22 protein-coding genes, 1 tRNA gene and 1 pseudogene are annotated in these 16841 nt (G+C 59.6%); 12 read left to right on the forward strand and 12 right to left on the reverse strand.

What is annotated here, in order from left to right; genetic code table 11:
• From I8N66_RS01860 to I8N66_RS01885, 6 genes and pseudogenes are all read left to right on the forward strand, one after another.
• A pseudogene (locus I8N66_RS01860) lies at window positions 1–613 on the forward strand (hypothetical protein); the annotation flags it as partial.
• Window positions 613–1092: a hypothetical protein gene (locus I8N66_RS01865; protein ID WP_291149016.1), complete on the forward strand. Its 480-nt coding sequence runs from the start codon at window positions 613–615 to the stop codon at window positions 1090–1092. The pseudogene I8N66_RS01860 and the gene I8N66_RS01865, both read left to right, overlap by 1 nt.
• A 679-nt stretch (window positions 1093–1771) precedes the next feature.
• Window positions 1772–2296 carry an N-acetylmuramoyl-L-alanine amidase gene (locus tag I8N66_RS01870; RefSeq protein WP_291149019.1) on the forward strand — a complete coding sequence of 175 codons (525 nt, stop codon included), beginning with the start codon at window positions 1772–1774 and terminating at the stop codon, window positions 2294–2296.
• Window positions 2297–2324: 28 nt separating this feature from the next.
• Window positions 2325–2636, forward strand: coding sequence for a cell wall anchor protein (locus I8N66_RS01875; protein ID WP_291149023.1), 312 nt, complete (start codon window positions 2325–2327; stop codon window positions 2634–2636).
• The gene (locus I8N66_RS01880; protein WP_192372506.1) at window positions 2636–2809 is read left to right on the forward strand and encodes a hypothetical protein; all 174 of its coding nucleotides are present in this window, start codon (window positions 2636–2638) and stop codon (window positions 2807–2809) included. Before I8N66_RS01875 ends, I8N66_RS01880 begins: the two co-directional genes overlap by 1 nt.
• Before the next feature lie 101 nt (window positions 2810–2910).
• Complete coding sequence (locus I8N66_RS01885; protein WP_291149030.1) at window positions 2911–3282, forward strand: hypothetical protein; 372 nt, start codon at window positions 2911–2913, stop codon at window positions 3280–3282.
• 42 nt (window positions 3283–3324) lie between these two features.
• Here I8N66_RS01885 and I8N66_RS01890 read toward each other — a convergent pair whose 3' ends face one another.
• From I8N66_RS01890 to I8N66_RS01900, 3 genes are all read right to left on the reverse strand, one after another.
• Complete coding sequence (locus tag I8N66_RS01890; protein ID WP_291149032.1) at window positions 3325–3954, reverse strand: NYN domain-containing protein; 630 nt, start codon at window positions 3952–3954, stop codon at window positions 3325–3327.
• Between the two features lie 450 nt (window positions 3955–4404).
• Window positions 4405–4677: a DUF5334 family protein gene (locus I8N66_RS01895; protein ID WP_291149035.1), complete on the reverse strand. Its 273-nt coding sequence runs from the start codon at window positions 4675–4677 to the stop codon at window positions 4405–4407.
• Window positions 4678–5542: 865 nt separating this feature from the next.
• Complete coding sequence (locus tag I8N66_RS01900; protein WP_291149038.1) at window positions 5543–5866, reverse strand: hypothetical protein; 324 nt, start codon at window positions 5864–5866, stop codon at window positions 5543–5545.
• Between the two features lie 561 nt (window positions 5867–6427).
• On the opposite strand from I8N66_RS01900, the gene I8N66_RS01910 reads away from it, so the two are divergent.
• Together I8N66_RS01910 and ligD are read left to right on the forward strand one after the other, a co-directional pair.
• Window positions 6428–6721: a hypothetical protein gene (locus tag I8N66_RS01910; protein ID WP_291149041.1), complete on the forward strand. Its 294-nt coding sequence runs from the start codon at window positions 6428–6430 to the stop codon at window positions 6719–6721.
• An 82-nt stretch (window positions 6722–6803) separates the two neighbouring features.
• Window positions 6804–7730, forward strand: a complete 927-nt coding sequence (gene ligD, locus I8N66_RS01915) for a non-homologous end-joining DNA ligase (protein WP_365886657.1) — start codon at window positions 6804–6806, stop codon at window positions 7728–7730.
• 10 nt (window positions 7731–7740) lie between these two features.
• Here the strand turns inward: ligD and I8N66_RS01920 are convergent, their stop codons facing one another.
• The 6 genes from I8N66_RS01920 to I8N66_RS01945 form a co-directional block, all read right to left on the reverse strand.
• On the reverse strand, window positions 7741–8025 hold the full coding sequence (locus I8N66_RS01920; protein ID WP_058325629.1) for a hypothetical protein: 285 nt from the start codon (window positions 8023–8025) through the stop codon (window positions 7741–7743).
• Window positions 8026–8029: 4 nt separating this feature from the next.
• Window positions 8030–8221, reverse strand: a complete 192-nt coding sequence (locus tag I8N66_RS01925) for a hypothetical protein (RefSeq protein ID WP_058325628.1) — start codon at window positions 8219–8221, stop codon at window positions 8030–8032.
• Window positions 8222–8275: 54 nt separating this feature from the next.
• Window positions 8276–9244: a site-specific integrase gene (locus I8N66_RS01930; RefSeq protein ID WP_291149051.1), complete on the reverse strand. Its 969-nt coding sequence runs from the start codon at window positions 9242–9244 to the stop codon at window positions 8276–8278.
• A 404-nt stretch (window positions 9245–9648) separates the two neighbouring features.
• On the reverse strand, window positions 9649–9786 hold the full coding sequence (locus tag I8N66_RS01935; protein ID WP_291149054.1) for a hypothetical protein: 138 nt from the start codon (window positions 9784–9786) through the stop codon (window positions 9649–9651).
• 25 nt (window positions 9787–9811) lie between these two features.
• Window positions 9812–10366: a helix-turn-helix domain-containing protein gene (locus I8N66_RS01940; protein WP_291149056.1), complete on the reverse strand. Its 555-nt coding sequence runs from the start codon at window positions 10364–10366 to the stop codon at window positions 9812–9814.
• An 18-nt stretch (window positions 10367–10384) separates the two neighbouring features.
• Window positions 10385–10624, reverse strand: coding sequence for a helix-turn-helix transcriptional regulator (locus I8N66_RS01945; RefSeq protein ID WP_291149059.1), 240 nt, complete (start codon window positions 10622–10624; stop codon window positions 10385–10387).
• 91 nt (window positions 10625–10715) lie between these two features.
• Between I8N66_RS01945 and I8N66_RS01950 the strand changes: the two genes are divergently transcribed.
• Window positions 10716–11126, forward strand: a complete 411-nt coding sequence (locus I8N66_RS01950) for a hypothetical protein (protein WP_291149062.1) — start codon at window positions 10716–10718, stop codon at window positions 11124–11126.
• Window positions 11123–11374, forward strand: a complete 252-nt coding sequence (locus tag I8N66_RS01955; RefSeq protein ID WP_291149065.1) for a hypothetical protein — start codon at window positions 11123–11125, stop codon at window positions 11372–11374. Before I8N66_RS01950 ends, I8N66_RS01955 begins: the two co-directional genes overlap by 4 nt.
• Before the next feature lie 139 nt (window positions 11375–11513).
• On the opposite strand, the gene I8N66_RS01960 is transcribed toward I8N66_RS01955, so the two are convergent.
• Window positions 11514–11589, reverse strand: a tRNA-Thr gene (locus tag I8N66_RS01960).
• A gap of 76 nt (window positions 11590–11665) precedes the next feature.
• On the reverse strand, window positions 11666–12676 hold the full coding sequence (locus tag I8N66_RS01965; protein ID WP_291149069.1) for a nitronate monooxygenase family protein: 1011 nt from the start codon (window positions 12674–12676) through the stop codon (window positions 11666–11668).
• Window positions 12677–13011: 335 nt separating this feature from the next.
• Here I8N66_RS01965 and I8N66_RS01970 point away from each other — a divergent pair, with 335 nt between their 5' ends.
• On the forward strand, window positions 13012–14223 hold the full coding sequence (locus tag I8N66_RS01970) for a biotin transporter BioY (RefSeq protein ID WP_291149072.1): 1212 nt from the start codon (window positions 13012–13014) through the stop codon (window positions 14221–14223).
• 105 nt (window positions 14224–14328) lie between these two features.
• On the opposite strand, the gene ppk2 is transcribed toward I8N66_RS01970, so the two are convergent.
• Entirely contained in the window at window positions 14329–15225 is an 897-nt protein-coding gene (gene ppk2, locus I8N66_RS01975; protein ID WP_113536764.1) for a polyphosphate kinase 2, read from the reverse strand.
• A gap of 232 nt (window positions 15226–15457) precedes the next feature.
• Between ppk2 and phoR the strand changes: the two genes are divergently transcribed.
• Window positions 15458–16726, forward strand: coding sequence for a phosphate regulon sensor histidine kinase PhoR (gene phoR / locus I8N66_RS01980; protein WP_223726338.1), 1269 nt, complete (start codon window positions 15458–15460; stop codon window positions 16724–16726).
• Window positions 16727–16841 lie beyond the last annotated feature (115 nt).

A 16841-nucleotide genomic window follows, 5' to 3' on the forward strand; every position in this document is an offset into this window, starting at 1 on the left:
GGCTGGCTCGGGTCTCGATGCGGATCTCTTGGACGGCCAAGAGGGCTCCTACTACACCAACATCGTCGGCCGCCTTGGCTACACGCCAGTTCAGCAGGGCGGTGGCACCGGGCAAGGCACCAACAAGATCTACATCGGCTGGCTGAGTGGTGCTCTTGGCCTGCAGGTAGACAGCACGAACTATGCCAGCACCTGGCCTATCAACATCACGGGTAATTCTGCGAACGCTAGCACTGTTGGCGGCGTCGCTCTCTCTGGCTTGGTCCAAACTTCACGATCGGTCGCGACCGGTACCGGGCTGACCGGCGGCGGTGGGCTGTCGGCAGACCTCACGCTTTCCGTCGACTCGACCGTCTGGCGTGATGGGGACCAACCCACCGCGGCGCAGATAGGCAGCCTCTACGCTGGCAACGTGCAAGGCACGATAGGCACCTATGCATTCGCGCTGAAGAAGACAGCCGGATCGGTCAACCCAGGCTCAACCGTCGCCGGTACGGATCTCTATTGGTCGAACACGGCGAATAGTGCGGTGCTCGGCATCGATACCGGGACATGGCGCGCCATGGGCGTCATCTCCAACACCAACGCTTCCCTAGCGCTGAGGATTTCCTGATGACCAATCTGACGATAGAATCCGTCTCCAATCTTCGCTGGACCGACGCGGCGCATGAGACGCTGACCGCGGAGGTCAAATTCGCCGAGTTTGATGTGCCGCACCCGTTCGGAGTGAGCGTCCATGTTGCCAGGGAATACGTGCACGAGACCGAATTCTGGGATAACGCGACGTCTGGCGCATATGGACCTATCGCACCATACGAGACGCCGACTGCGGAGGAGCTGCGCGCCTCGATGCATCCTCTTACCGCGAGACAGTTCCGCCTGGGGCTGCTCAACGCAGGCATTCCCCCATCCACCGTCACAGCCACCATCGGCGGCATGCCGGCCGGTCCCGACAAGGACAAGGCCCAGATCGAATGGGAATACGCGACCACCTTCAATCGCACACACCCGCTGATCGCGACTGTTGGCGCCGCTCTGGGGCTCACTGAGCAGCAGATTGATGGAATGTGGCTCGCGGCGGCCAATCTCTAACGCTGGCAGGCTTGAAACCACTGGCAATACAGCCATAGATGGCGCGTCTGTGAATTCGAACGCTCAGACGGGAAGGCCCTGGATTCCTACGAGGAGAGTCCGGGGCCTTTTTCGATTGACGACCAAATGTACGGCGATGGGCGTAACCCGCGCATAGCCCCCAAGGGTAATTGACCGGAGCTAAGAAGAGGACATCTACCAAGTCGGGCCGCCCACCGCGGAGTAGCCCTGCGGATGTTGCCGGGACGGCCAGGCATGACACGATTGAGCCTCTGCCCGTGGACGGCAGGGGCTCTCTTTGTGCTCAGGTTCGCGATGCCTCGAAGGGCAAAGTGAACGAGAGCCACCGCTGAAGATGGTGGCTTTGCACATCGCGCGGGAATTCTACCCGTCGCCCTCGAACTCATTTTCGGGTTTGCCGACTAATCCCTTAGGGCCTCGCCCATTCGGTCGCTTGTTTCGAATTGCTCCAAGCGTATCCTAAAAAAGGGTCTCCTAAGCTGCGGCCGTCGCCAGGAGGCTCGCCACAGGATGAAGGAGCCCCTGTCTATAAACGGCAGGGGCTCTTTTTCTTCGCCGGCATCCGTAACGCTTCATCCTTCAGCAAACAAAAGTGTCATGGCCCGGAGTTCATCCGGCGCCTTTCGATCCGTGCCACCTAACCAATAGGGACATTGCTATGAACTACCGCCTACCGCTGGAATGGCTCCAGCCGGTGAAAATGTCGCGTATCATCGCGCATTGGAGTGCCGGCGCCTATCGAGCTTCGGAGCTCGACAAGGAGCACTATCACTTCATCGTCGAGGGATCGGGCAACGTCGTCCGCGGCGACCACACAGTATCCGACAACGTGAACACGGCCGATGATGACTATGCGGCTCATACCCGCAGCTGCAACACCGGCTCGATCGGCGTGTCGCTCGCCTGCATGGCTGGGGCGATCGAAAGCCCTTTTCATGCCGGCAAGTTCCCGATGACGGAAACCCAGTGGCACCGCGCCATGGACGTCATCGCGCACCTGGCCGAGTTCTACAAAATCCCGGTCACCTCGAAGACAATCCTTTCCCACGCCGAGGTTCAGCCGAACCTGGGCATCAAACAGGCCGGCAAGTGGGATTTCACCCGGCTTCCGTTCGCGCCGGATGTCATCGGCGCCAAAGCATGCGGCGACAAGATGCGCGCCGAAGTCAAAGCACGCCTCTAACCAACCTCCCAACATCGAAGGAAATCACATGCGTTCGCTGATCATCGTATCGGCGGCGGCCATTGTGCTGTCCGCTTGCACCACCACCGGCTCGATCGACACCGCGATCAAGACCAGTCTCCCGAAGACCTGCGCTCTGCTCGAAACGGCGCACGCCGCGTTCATCGCGGCCTCGGCCTCAGGCAACATCAAGGCTTCGACCATCGCCAAGGAAGCCGCAGCCTACAACGGCGTGCGCGTCATCTGCGCAGATCCTGGCAGCGTCACCGCGGCCAATGCTCTCGTCGTCGCGGCAACGGCCTACGCGACTATCTCTCTCGCACTGAAGGAAGCACAGTAATGGGTAGCATATCGAAAGCTCTTGGCGCCGGCGTCGGTGGCGCACTTGCTGGCAGCGCCGGCGTCCCGTTCATGCCGGAGGGCACGCCCTGGTACGGCTATCTCGCGCTCTATGCGCTCACCATCGGTCTGCCGGCGGTCCTGACCTATCTGGCGCCGAAGAACCAGCAGTAAGCATCATCGGGCCGGCTCTCATCCTCGGGGGCCGGCTCCCATTTCAGCACGATTGCATTGCAGGCAACGAGGGGCAGAGAGTGAGCAACGGGAATGATGAGATGGCCAGCGTTCGAGCACCAGTCTGGAAATGGGAGTGGAACTTAAACACCATCGCGCTCCTCGTCGGCTTTGGCACCGGTCTGGTTGCCTGGGGCATGACATGGGAGCGCATGACGGCGAACCAGGATGCCCACGCGGCCAGCCTCGGGAAGCTTGAGGATCGGGTGACGAAGATCGAAACCACCATTCGGCAGATCGACAATCACGAGCTGCGCCTGGTCGCCGTCGAGAAGCAGGCCGCCGAGGCCGCGACCTCGATGCGCGCGGTGGAGAACACGCTAAACAGCCTGGCAGCTGATATGCGTGTTACTCGTGAGATCCTACAGCGGATTGAGGCGAGCCAGAGGGAAGGCGGACAACTTCAGAGATGATGCCTTGCGCGAAAGCACCACTCGCTTCCAATGCGAACATTCCTAGGAGAGGACGAAATCAGCGTGCGCCTTGAGTTCGCGGCGAGCGCCTTTATGCCCAAGCGTGCACAGCATGACTTTAACGCCCTCACGGCGGACAAATTTGAACGCAGGCACAAAATCACTATCGCCTGTGACTACTGCTACAGCACGGACTGTATCCCGTAGTGCGAGCCTAGCCATATCCAGTCCAATCCGGATGTCGACGCCCTTCTGGCCGATATCAAGGTCGAAATCTCGGTCTTCGATTTGCCGCGGTTCTTTGATCAATTGTCGCGCCGAGCGCGGCTTCATTTTCCACTGGTGGGGTGTCAGACGAGTCTCCCCCATCCTAATCGCAACCCCGTCCTTCAGTTCGAGCTGGTCGTACAGGCTTTGTGCGTGGCGGTAGCGCTCGGTTGACGCGAGCTGAAACTCTTCACCGCTGACCGGCTGTTTTATTGTTTCGCCTGACGGTGGAGCGTCATAGTAGTATATGCGCAAGAGCTCATAGTTTTTGAGATTGGGATTCGCGCGAATTTCGTCGCATAATGCCATAATGTCATCAGCGGTAGCTGGTTTTCCCAGCGACTCTTTGAGCTTCCGGGTAACGAACCCGCCATCCAGCAAGATGGCATACCGCGCGAGATACATGGCCCCCCTTAAACGGATCCAGCCCATCCAAGCACCGCTATAGCAGCACTTATCGGATGGGCTGTCTCACCGTTTATCTCGTTGTCGGAAAATCCAACTTGAGTCGAGAGATAGTGCCGTACCCATTAACAGTCAATTACCCTCTGAGGGGTTAGCTGCGATTATAGCACATTATTGAAGAATGCTCCTTCGGTTTCGGCCTATCCGTCGAGATCATCGATCGGCCGATACATAGAGGTTAAGCCGGAGGCCACGAGGCACTGAGACCAGAGGTTCAGATCAACCTTTGTGGCAAGTGTCTTGCTTTGAAATGCAGGCGTGGCCGCACGGCTTACCTTTTTTGCACGGCCAATTGTCGCAACCGGTCGTAAGGACCGAAACAGTCAGCAACATCGTAGTCAACAGGAGCCTCCCAATCAGGCATTCTTTTGTTTTGCAGATGCCAGACAATCAGTTGTCCTCCATCTCGAAAGTGCGGTACTCCCCGCTTTCGCTGTCGTAAACTTCGATCTCCACGTCTGACCCGTACCGATCAATGTTCTCGATCGTCACATCGCGATAGTCGCCGGTCTCGGAGTCGTAGATCTCAATATCCCGTCCTTCCCGAACTAAATTGCCCTTTCCGATCTCGATCGACGCGCCCGTTTCTGTGTCGGTTCCGTCCCAGCCGTAAGCCGGACCGGAAAGCACGACGGTCACGGCGAACAAAATCATACGGTTCATTTAGTCCTCTCTTGGGTCTTGATCTCAGTGGCAGTGGACAGAGCCAGCTTTTTTGTCCATGTGGCAGCACTGTCCAGGCGGTGAGCTTTTTCGACATCCCCCGCCGTGTGCGGAGGCGAAAGTGGTAGAAATGAGAGCCAGCGCTGTGGCCAATGCATACCGCGCGAGGATCGGAAACTTCCCAAATCGCATTACCACCCCCCAGGCTTTGATGATGCGCTGCGTCTACCACAACGGTTGCCTCGGGCATCCGTTTGCCACTCGTATTGGCAATTCCCGGGGTAGGTAGGATAGTAGCCGCTACCGCAGTTGTTGTTCGCGCAGACGGCAATGGCGGTTCCGACCAATGCAACAGCGACAACGGCGGCTGCAGCTTGATTCTCCTGCTGCACCATATTCATGCATTCGATGGGGTCGATGCGGCGACGCGCCAGCTCGCCAGTCAGTTCCTGTGTGAAGGCCAGGTCGGTGTTGGTTATGAAGGTCCGACAGAGCGCGGACTTCGTCACCCGAGCGGGATCTTTGCGAAATTCTGCCTGCGTCGTCGTGCAGCTCGATAAGGCAAACGCCATCGCCACGGCCAGCCTAAGCCGCGAAAATATAACAGATTTCAATTGTATTACCCCCAATTCCCTCGGGGATCATGGCACAACTTAATGAAGAGTCGAGTCTGAAATGCTAAATTAGCGTTGCTGCCATTTTCGAATGCGACGAACTAGTGCCGCGTGCTTTCGGAAGCACCACGCCGAGAAGCCGCTACTGTCGGAGACACCTAGATAGATTTCGGGACAGGGCCGGATAAAGAAATGGCCCCGCTGTCTCGCGGAGCCAAGGAAAGTGCGCTGCTCAAACAGGGTGCTGCCGGCTAGTAACCGAAGTATACTGTCACGCCTTGCCGCCGTTCGTAGCGGTAATAGTCTCGATAGCCGTATCGGTAATGATCACGATAGCCGTAATACCGGGAATAGCGGGGGTAGCACCGGCCGTAGTAATCGCAGGGACGGTGGGCGTATCGCCGTTTCCAGTGGCGATCCGCGTGCTCATGACGATGTTTCCGGTTTTTTACCTGCTCGACATCGCCGGCCTGCACTTGTTCGGGTTTCGGCACGAAGATCGGAGCGGCGTTTAGCGGTAGTGCGAAGGATGCCGCTAGGACTACGGCTCCGAGGGTGGGGAATAGTTTATTCATTTGACGCATCCTCTCTCGTTCTCAGCTTGGTCCCTCAAGCCTGAACCTCAGATGAACTGCCGCGCGCTCGGCTGTTTGTGGAACCTCGCCCTTGAGGGCAGGCCCCAGAGCGCTGGGTCGCTTGGGGCTGGGGTCGCGCTCTGGGGTCACTTGGCGCCAATGACGGAGGGCTGTCCGGTGTTCATTGGTGCGCAACTACCATGGCGGGTGAATTCGGATCCAGCAACGCGGCTAAGACCTTTGCCCGAGGATGCCGGACTTAGGTCCGGGGCCAGGCTCGCCGGCACCTTGGGGCCAAGGAAAACGGTCTTCGAGTGCGGGTCGCACCATGTCGAATCCGACAATTGCGCCCTGCGACAGGGTCTGTTCTTATGCGGGCATGACGAAGCTCGAAGACTTGAACTTGCACCCATGGCTCCTTCAGGAGCTCAAAATCTTCGGATATGAGACGGCTGAAGATTTGAAGAATGTGCCATCGGCCGAACTGCTCCGGATACCCCTACTTGGCGGAAGAGTTTGGCGAAAGATCTGCAAAGCGGCCGGGCGGGAGCGGTATGACCCATGACAGACCCCTACCAGCCCCGCTACCAATGGCGCCGCACCGAATTGGATGCCAACGACGCACCGACCGACTTCGATTGGCTCGGCTTCGACGACGTCGGCTACATAGGCCGGATCCGGAAAGAGATGACCGGCCCTACGGCTGGCCGCTGGCATTGGGCCGGGTCGGTCCCTCGGGCCTTCAAAGGCTTTCCGCCGGGACCGAACCAGGGCTATTGCGATACCGCGCGCGAGGCGACTGAGATGGTGGAGACGTACTGGGATTGGTGCGTCGCGCGTATGAAGAGCGGTTGAGACATTTCGCTGTTTCGTGCGTTAATGCGCCATGGCTAAAACAGCGAAGAAATTACAGCCTCCCGCGCCGCCGGCAGATCCGATGCCGAGCTGGGTCGGTCCTTGCGTTGCGACCCTTGTCGACAAGCCACCACCTGGGCCGGCTTGGTCATACGAAGTGAAGTGGGGCGGCTATAGGGCTGAATTGCATATTGAGCTCGGCCGGGTGCGGATCCTGACGCGCAATGGTCACGACTGGACCAATCGGTTCCCCTCCATTGCAGCAGAGGCGCCGCAGCTCGGCGTCAATACCGCGATCCTCGACGGCGAGGCTGTCGTGCTCGACGATAAGGGCCGATCGGACTTCGGCTTGCTGCAGCGCGCCCTCGGGCGCCGGCCGGGCTTACATGGCCCCGGCGAAATCCTCCTTATGGCTTTCGATCTTCTTTACCTCGACGGTCGCGACCTGCGCCGACAGCCGCAGGCCGAGCGCCGGCAGTTTCTCAAGCAGCTTCTAGCCGGCCGCGACGGCGCGATCCTTCTTTCCGAAGAGGTCGATGCGGATGGGGCGGAATTCTTCCGTGCCGCCTGCGAACTTGGACTAGAAGGCATCATCGCGAAGCGGCGAGATAAGCCCTATCACTCTGGCCGTCGACCGGAATGGCTCAAGATCAAATGCGCCCGGCGGGATACCTTTGTGATCGTCGGCTATGAGCCGTCGACCATGCCAGGCGCAATCGGCCGCCTGCTGCTGGCGGCCAAGAAGGGCGACGGCCTCGTCTACGTCGGCGGATGCGGTACGGGATGGAGCTATCAGGAATCGGTGACGCTACGCCAGCTGCTTGACGCCATACCGGCAGACCGACCGGCGGTCGACCTGAAGCGAAAAGGTGCCTTCTATTCGAAGCCTCTGCTGGTCGCCGCAGTGGAATACCGAGCGTGGACGCAAGACGGGAAACTGCGGCACCCATCCTTCAAGGGCGTGCTTCCGTTGAATGGGAAGACGAAGGTTTGTGTGGTAGGAACCTAATCTCTGAGCTTCAGTCGTCCAGGATAATTCGTAACGTACGGATCATGTTCGCCGCATCAAGGAGCGCCGCTCGGACATCGTCGCCAGTCAGCATTTCGATCCCCGCCGCGGTCGTCTGAAGATCGATCACAGGATCGGGTTCGGTCTTGCTCGCGGCCATTCCGACTTGCTCGCGCATCTCACGGATGGTGGCAACGGCACGCTCAAGCAGCCGGCGCTTTTCGAAGGCGGTCAGGTGATCAACCTGGTTTGCGGCCCAGACGAGTTCGGAGATGAAAGCTGTGGTCAGCGACATCTGATCACGCCCATCCCACGTGCTCTCTCTTTTTGAGCTTCAAGAAGAGGTCGAACCAGAATGTGTACTCCGGGCTCTCCATACCTGTGTTCGCTTCAAGCGCGCAGTAGGCGACGGAAGTGGTCGCATCCTTTCCGTGCTCGTTGATTGCGGCCTCGATGGCCTCCTCTTCGGACATGTTCTGCCATTCAAGCATTGTAGCGTCCTCCTCGGCGACGAACCGTATCGGGCCATCGGCCGGCGTCAACCATCAGACTTGAGAGGGATCGGCGGTTTCGACAATCCGATCCGCCAGAGTTTCGTCTGTCATGGCGTGCCCATAGGTGGCAAAGACATGCTGGGCAGATTTCCAGCCTCCAAGCTTGGCAACGGTGATCGGATCTACCCCTTTGTGAAGCATCGACGTAGCGAACCCATGCCGACAGGCGTGATAGGTCAGGGGCTTGATTCCGGCGCGCTGGACGGCTCCGCGCCATGGCGACCTGGCGCTGTTCAGCGATGAATACTTGAACACCTTAGAACTCGGTTCTCTGTTGCTCCGGATGTTGGCTACCGCCTCGACGAGAACCGCCGGCATGTGAGCCTTGCGCTCTGATCTGACCTTGCTCTGCCGGATAAGCGCCTTCCCCGTAGACAAGTCCAAGTCTCTCCAACGAACGTTCACGGCTTCCGATATCCGGGCTCCGGTCAGAAACATGAAGCAACACAGCGCCCCGAGATGCGGGTTCGCGTGCGCCATAAACTTCTGCACCCATTCCCAAGTTGCCGGTTCCTTGGCTTTCGTCTCCGCCGGGAAGCGCTTCACCTTGAGATGCCGGCACAGATCCATGTCAGCGGCATGATTGATCACGGCCTGCGTCGGAACGATGACATGTCGGTTTCTCGTGGCAGCTGAGCCGTCAGGATAGAGAGCGACAGCAGCCTGCCTGACTTTTCCTGAGTTGATCGAACGAACCAGGCTATCCTTCCAGTAGTTCACAAGTTTAATGAGGAATCGGTCGGACTTCTGGGCATCTAGATAGAGCGAGACCGCTTGCGGAAATGTCAGGACGGACTCGGGCCCGTACAGTTCGCGTCTCCACTCGCTCACCTGCTTTTGAGCGACGACCCTCTCTGCTGTTTCTTTGTCAGCCGTGTGAGTAGAGCCTCGTAGCCTTCTGTGGGCAATTGTGCCCCGGTAGTGCCAGATGTTGCCGCGGCGGTAGATGACGAGGGACATGGGCGACTGGCCTCCAAAATTGCCTCGATATCTTCGGGAAGCAGGAACATGACGTTCCCTATAATCCGACAAGCACCCAGTGCCCTCGCTTTTGCCCGCAGAGTTCGCTCCGACACGTGCACCCCGGCAGCCTGAAGCTGCGCAATCGCGGCGGCGGGTGTTATCGCACTTTTCAAATCGCTCGACATTATTCGGGTCCGTATTGGCCCAGTGAAGCAATCTAGGTTTTAGACGGCCGCTTTGCCGGTGTGCCTCTCAGTTGGGCAGTAAGCTTTAAGCGGAGAGCCTCTTGGGCAGTCATACCTTTCATCGGCGCTGGCGCTTCAATCTTACCCACGTTGGGCGCGGGCAGCCGGCATTTTTCGATCATTCTCCGAATGCCATTGCGAGTCACGAAATCCTTGTTAGCGATCCTGATGATTTCGAGGTTGCTTGCGAGCTTCGGTGCGCAGCGATGATTTGGTGAGTTCACCACGAAAGAAGAGCTTCGCCGCCCGAGAGAGCGAAATCAGTTCATCGTCGCCAATGTCGTTACTGTCCATCGCCGAAACCTCATCGGTTCGATAACTACCGTTTTCGAGGACCTCGCACCGGAGCCAAGCCAGGCCTGTCCAGTCGTGCGGCCCTCTCTCGCTTCGGTACGGCAACCGGACGTTCTGGAACTTTCCCTTTTTCTGCACCGGCCTCTTGGTCCGCGGCCGTCGAAACATTTCGTTCGAATGCTTCAACATCTTCGCGGCGGATACGGACCAGCTTACCACCGAGTTTGAAATGGGGCAGCTTTCCATTTTTAATCAGGTTGCGCACATGCTGCTCAGAACACGCCCACTCTTCAGCGAGCATTGATGGGGTGAGTACGCGAGGGAGCTCCTTCGTAGGCATATTCTCTGCTGAGGTGGGTGGGCCGAGGGGTGATTCTAGTCTCGCCGCGGGTGTTGGTGCACGCTGGAACAAACTCTCTAAAGCCTGCCCCATAGAAGCCAAGACCGACTTTGCATTTTGCTCCGACGGATCAGTGGCATAGCGCTCGATCGATTCGTCGATGATCCCGGACGCCGCATCTTGCCTAGCCTTGTGGCGTGCGAGTGCCCTTACGAATTTGATCAAAGGGCTGTCGGACATATTTTCCTCTCCTCGCAATTACTTGACGATGCGAACGCCTTCGCCGCCAGTGGATGTCTCCCCATCTGCAACGAACACTACTCCCGCAGCCTGCAGCGCTGCCTGGATGTCTAGAAGCGTCCGATCGTAGGGTGTCCTCTTTCCTCTTTCCCAGGTCGCGATTGTCGCTGGGGCTACTTTCGCTGCTTCGGCCAATTGGCCTTGAGACCAACCGATCAGGGCCCGGGCCGCTCTGCACTGTGCGGGAGATATTAACAAAATACACCAACCTTGAATAAATTATGTTGACCTGATGCGTTCAATAAGGTTATAGAATTTACATAAGGTTAATGCAAGAAAGGATTTCGCTATGCCGAACACAACAGTTCAGGCAGCCGCCGAAGGCTTGCCTAAAGACGAGTTGCCGCTGGCGCGCATAAACCGCCTCGCGGCCGAACTATCTCATGCGCTCAACGACTACGGACTTGATTGCCATGCTGTGATCTATCCATCGAAGAAGATGGAATACTCGTGTGGGATTATTCTGGATGGTCTCGGGCGGGTGCAGAACCCGGTCGTCCCCACTGGCAGGGGCAGCTATCGGAGACTTCAGGAAACCACTTTGGAGGAAATTCTCCGGTCATACGACAACGCGCCGGCTGAATTTCGAGATGAGACCCGCGAGGAAGTCATTGCGCATTGGCGGCTGGCTGAGGCGAAAGCAAGTGCCTTGAAGCAGTTCGGGAGCGTGGGTGTGAGCCAAAAGGAGGGCGTTCAATGACTTTGGTCAATAGGAGATACGTACTTGGCGGGATGGCCGCTCTCGTCGCGCCCCCGGTGGCTGCGCAGTCGAAAGAGGTCGCATTCGATTTAAAAGGTTGGATCGAAACAGCCGACGCGCAGGAGGTCGCGAGCTACCTCGCGGAGCAGCTTGCAGCCACCATGCGCAGGGCCAATCCTGGCCGGAGCTGGCGTTCGGTCATCGAACACGAGCATAGTTTCGTGCTGATTTGCGGCGACCCCGTCTGAAAAAATTAGCAACCCGTCGCGTTAGGCCCGCTGGATCCAATCGAGCGGGCTTTTTCGTTTCTGTTACCCGGAACGTTACCCCGATGCGGGCTTGTGTCGGAAAATCGGGTTGATCTGTCTGCTAAGTGCTTGAGAAGAATGGTGCCGCTTACGTGACTCGAACACGTGACCCCATCATTACGAATGATGTGCTCTACCGACTGAGCTAAAGCGGCCCGGAGGCAGTTCCGCGGACGTCCGCGGAACGAATGTGAGGCGCTGATAAACGCAAAGCGCCAAGATTTCAAGCCATCAGTTTCGAGAACTTGAAAATTCCTTGTTGGTTGCCGCGATGGGCATGGCGTTCAGGCCGAGGCGGGCGCGGGCCGCGTCGTATTCGCGCTCGAGCCGGTCGACCAGACGGGCGACGGAGGTCACTTCCTTGACTGCGCCGATGCCCTGGCCGCAGCCCCAGATATCCTTCCAGGCTTTGGCGCCTTCGGTTGCCGCGCCGAAGTCCATCTTTGACGGGTCGGCCTCGGGCAGATTGTCCGGATCCATGCCGGCCGCAGCGATCGAGGGCTTCAGGTAGTTGCCGTGAATGCCGGTGAAATAGTTGGAGTAGACGATGTCGCCGGCATTGCTGTCGACGATCATCTGCTTGTAGGCGTCACTGGCGCGCGCCTCCTCGGTCGCGATGAACGGCGAGCCGATATAGGCCATGTCGGCGCCCATAGCCTGGGCGGCCAAAATGGCGCCGCCGGTGGCGATGGCGCCGGAAAGCAGCAGCGGCCCGTCGAACCAGGAACGGATTTCCTGGATGAGGGCGAAGGGGGAGAGCGTGCCGGCATGGCCGCCGGCGCCGGCGGCAACCGCGATCAGGCCATCGGCGCCCTTGCGGATCGCCGAATTGGCGTGGCGGTTGTTGATGACGTCATGCAGCACGATACCGCCATAGGAATGGATCGCGGCATTGACCTCGGGCACGGCGCCGAGCGAGGAAATGACGACCGGAACCTTGTATTTGATGCAGAGCATCAGGTCCTGCTCGAGGCGCGCGTTGGACTTGTGCACGATCTGGTTCACCGCGAAGGGAGCGGCGCGCCGGCCGGGGTTCCTGGCATCGTGATCGGCGAGCGTCTCGGTGATCTCGGCGAGCCATTCGTCGAGCTGCGATTGCGGGCGCGCGTTCAGCGCCGGGAAGGCTCCGATCACGCCGGCCTTGCACTGGGCGATTGTCAATTGCGGATTGGAGATGATGAACAAAGGCGCGCCGACGACAGGCAGTCTCGTCGTTCCGGAAAGAATTGGCGGAAGCGGCATCGGTTTCTCCATCCCTCGTGCGCATCAAATTTTGACGTTTGCGTAAACGTCAAAATAGATAGCAGCAAGTTCATCGCTTGCAAAGAGGTGGTTTTCGCGCCGGCGACGCGGGCTTATCCTGCATGATGCCGGCGAAGTTGTCGCGTTTTCCCCGGGCTTGGCCGGTCGACTGGACCGCCGGACTTGCAGATTCCGAAAGCAGCAGTTACGCAATTGTTAACAAAACCAACGGCGTGCCTCCAGATTTAACCGTTAGGCCCTTGGAGACAGATCGAGGGAGTAGCGGCTAGAGCGCGCCGGCAGGCCCAAAGCCCTGCCTACACAGAGGACTTGATGTGAGCGGACTTGAGACTGCGATCAGAAATGCACTTGAGCGCTCCGACCGCGCCAGTGCGGAAACACGGGCGCGCATCTACCAGTCGGCCCGCCAGGCACTGGAAGCCGGGCTGCAGAAGCAGGGAATTGAAGACGTCAACGTCATCGCCCAGCAGCGCCATCGGCTGGAGGGGGTAATCCATGCAATCGAAACCGAGGAGCGAGCGGCCCTGAAGGCGCGACAGCCCGCGCCCCCCGTCACGCCTCCTGTCGCCAGTGTCGACGCCGCCGCCCGCGCTCGTGACCCGGAGCAGGGGCGTGTCGAGCCGCAATCCCAACCGCAGTCCAGGCCTCAGGCCCAGCCGCAGTCGCCGGCGGCAGACCGCCGCGAGCCGGGTTTCGCCGCCGATGCGTCCCGTTCCGCAGGCAATGATGGCGGTCTCGGTGGCCTTCGTGCCGATCGTGACGGTCCGGTGGTCTCGACCCGTGCGGCCGCGGAAACGGCGGCACGGGGCGCAGAGGCAGCTGCCGCCGCGCCCGAGGTTCGCGGGGATACGGATCGCAAGCGCCGCCGCAAGCGCAGCCGTTTCCTGTCTTTCACCATGGTCGTCGTCACCCTGGTCGCCGCGGCCGGTGCCGCTGCCTGGTGGGTGCAGACCAATGATCTCCTGAAATCCGCGGCCGAACGCGACACCAATGTCGCCAACCCGCCGGCATCGGTGGCTTCTGAAGATTTCGACGGTGCCGCCGGACTGCAAACGCTCGGCGCCCAGCAGGGCTTCACCGGTGACTGGGTGGAAGTTTTCGCGCCCGCAAACACGTCTGCCATCGCAGCCGGCGCGCGCGCCAAGGCCGAGCCCGTGGACGACGACGGTGGCAAGCGCATCCAGCTGACGTCTTCGGTCGCCGAAACGGAAGGCGACATCACCATCGAGATCCCGGCGACGGTCCTGGCGCAGCTGTCCGGCAAAACCTCGACCATGGCGCTGACGGTGCAGGCGCAGCCCGGCAAGACGACCGAGTTTGCTGTCGAGTGCAATTTCTCTTCGCTCGGCGAATGCGGCCGTCATCGCTTCACCGTCCACGACGAGCGGCTCGACATGCTGTTCAAGATCAGCTTCGATCGCAGTCTCGCGCCGAACTCCGCCGGCCGGATCGTGATCAACAGCGATATCAGCGGCGAGGGCAAGAGCCTCAACCTCTACGCCATCCGCGTCCTTCCGGGCCAATAAGGCCCCGCTCGACCGCCTCGGCGTTCCTAAACATCCGAGCGCCAGCCGGGCGGCCATAGCGGCGGCTCGTCCGGGCCGTCGCTCTCCGCCGCTATCGCCTTGGCGTTATTTCAGGAAACCAGGGCCGGACCCGATGATCTTGTCGTCAATCTCACCGATCGCGCCCTTGTCCTTGCCGTCATAATCGAGCGTGGAGAGGATGTGGCGGATGAGATTGAGGCGCGCGCGCCGCTTGTCGTTGCCGCGCACGACGGTCCAGGGCGCATGGTCCGTGTGCGTTGCCTTCAGCATCTCGTCGCGCTTGGCCGTGTAGTCGTCCCATTTGTTGAGGGCGGCGATGTCCATCGGCGAGAGCTTCCAGATCTTCAGCGGATCGTGGCAGCGATCGTGGAAGCGCTTGAGCTGCATCTCTCGGCCGATATTGATCCAGAATTTGAAGAACTGAATGCCCTCGTGCACGATCATCTTCTCGAAGCGCGGCGCCTGCTTCAGGAACTGCTTGTGCTCCTCGGGCGTGCAGAAGCCCATGATTGGCTCGACGCCGGCGCGATTGTACCAGGAGCGGTCGTAAAGCACGAATTCCCCAGCCGTCGGCATGGTCGCGACATAACGCTGAAAATACCATTGCCCGCGCTCGGTCTCTGTCGGCTTCGTCAGTGCCACGATGCGCGCCCAGCGGGGGTTCAGGTTGCCCATGGTCGCTTGGATCGCACCGCCTTTGCCGGCTGCGTCGCGGCCCTCGAATAGCGCGATGATGCGTTTTCCGGTCTTCTGCTGCCAGAGCTGAACCTTGACGAGCTCGATCTGAAGCTTCTCCAGTGTCTCGAGATATTCGTCGTCGTCGAGCTTCTTCTTGTAGGGAAAGTCATCGGACGAAAACGCTTCGTCGTCGATCCACTTCGGCAACTCGGGATTGTCGATGTCGAAAATGCGGCTCTTGCCGCCGATGTGCAGTTCCACTGCGCGGCTTTCAGGCTTTTCCGTCCTCTCCGCTAACGCCATGTACTCGCCCTTTCGGCTTGGCGCACGGGCCCGAAAACCGGCTTCGATCATCGGCAGGATCATGCGCGTTTTCAAACTTCTGCAGGCCCAGGCAGCGTTGAAAAGACGCGGTGCTCAGGGCTCGATTTCCTTGGAGGAGGCCACAATTGCGTTGCGGATTCAAGCCGGTCGTGAAAATCATGTCATGAAGGATCGCTATTCCTCGATCATTTTGGTTCGGGAGGAAGACAAAGTGATTCACGAGGATGTCGAGGTGGACGGTTCGAAAGCGTTCTGGCGGGACCTGGTGCCGCGGCTGAAAGCAGAGCGCTGGCTTCTGGGCCTCACCGTGCTTTTGGCGATCCTGGCGACCTTTGCCGGTATCCACTTCCTCATCGTGCTTCCCTTCTGGATCGTTCTGGTCGCTGCGCTGCTCAACCGCAGCGCGCCGGCCTCCGTGATCTTGAGCCCGGCGAAGTCCGTGGCCGTCGACGGCCCGACCAGCGATCCGCTCATGCCGGCGCTGAATGCGCTCGATATGCCGGTGCTGGTGGTCGCCGCCGACGAGACGGTGGTTTTCCAGAACATCGCCGCGGAGAAGGCCTTCGGCACCATTCCGCCGAACACATACCTGGCCGCCCGGGTGCGCTCGCCGGGGGTTCTCGACATGGTTCGCGAGACTATGGCGACCGGCAAGGCCAACCAGATCGAGCACACCGAGCGCCTGCCGTCCGATGCCGTCTACGTCGTGCGCGTCGCACCGGCCGAGATCGGCGGGGAGGGACGGACGCGCCGCATTTTCCTCATCACCTTTCGCGACATCTCGCAGGCGCGCCGCATCGACCGCATGCGTTCCGACTTCGTCGCCAATGCCAGCCACGAATTGCGCACGCCGCTGGCATCGCTGCGCGGCTTTATCGAGACCCTCCAGGGTCCCGCGCGCAACGACCTGAAGGCGCAGGAGAAATTCTTCGGCATCATGCACGAGCAGGCGACCCGCATGAGCCGCCTTGTTGATGACCTCCTGTCGCTCTCGCGGCTGGAATTGCGCTCGCACATCGCGCCCGAAGATCCGGTGGATCTCGCACCCTTGCTTGGTCATGTGCGCGACAGCCTTCTGCCGCTGGCGAAGGACCTCGACGTCACCGTATCTCTGGTGGTGCCGGACAAGCCCGTCATCGTGCAGGGCGATCGCGACGAGCTCACCGAGGTATTCGAGAACCTGATCGAGAACGCATGCAAGTACGGTCAGGAGGGCAAGAAGGTCGACATCATCTTGCGCGGCGGTGAAGAGGGCTCCCAGGCCGAAGTGATCGTGAAGGACTACGGACCGGGCATCCCAGCCGAGCACGTGCCGCGCATTACCGAGCGGTTTTATCGGGTCAACGTCGAGGCCAGCCGTTCGAAGAAGGGCACCGGATTGGGCCTTGCCATCGTCAAGCACATCCTCACCCGGCACCGTGCCCGGCTGCTGATCCATTCAGAGATCGGCAAAGGTACGACCTTTACGGTCCGGTTCTGACATATTGGCGCGGGAAAAGCCGGGACCGTTCATTTTCCCTTAGCATTTTCAATGACATGAGTTGTCATAAATGTTTCGTCAAACTGACATAAAAGGTGTGGCTATCGGCAGCTAA

The organism is Ensifer sp. SSB1 (genome assembly GCF_016652895.1).
Taxonomy (GTDB): domain Bacteria; phylum Pseudomonadota; class Alphaproteobacteria; order Rhizobiales; family Rhizobiaceae; genus Ensifer.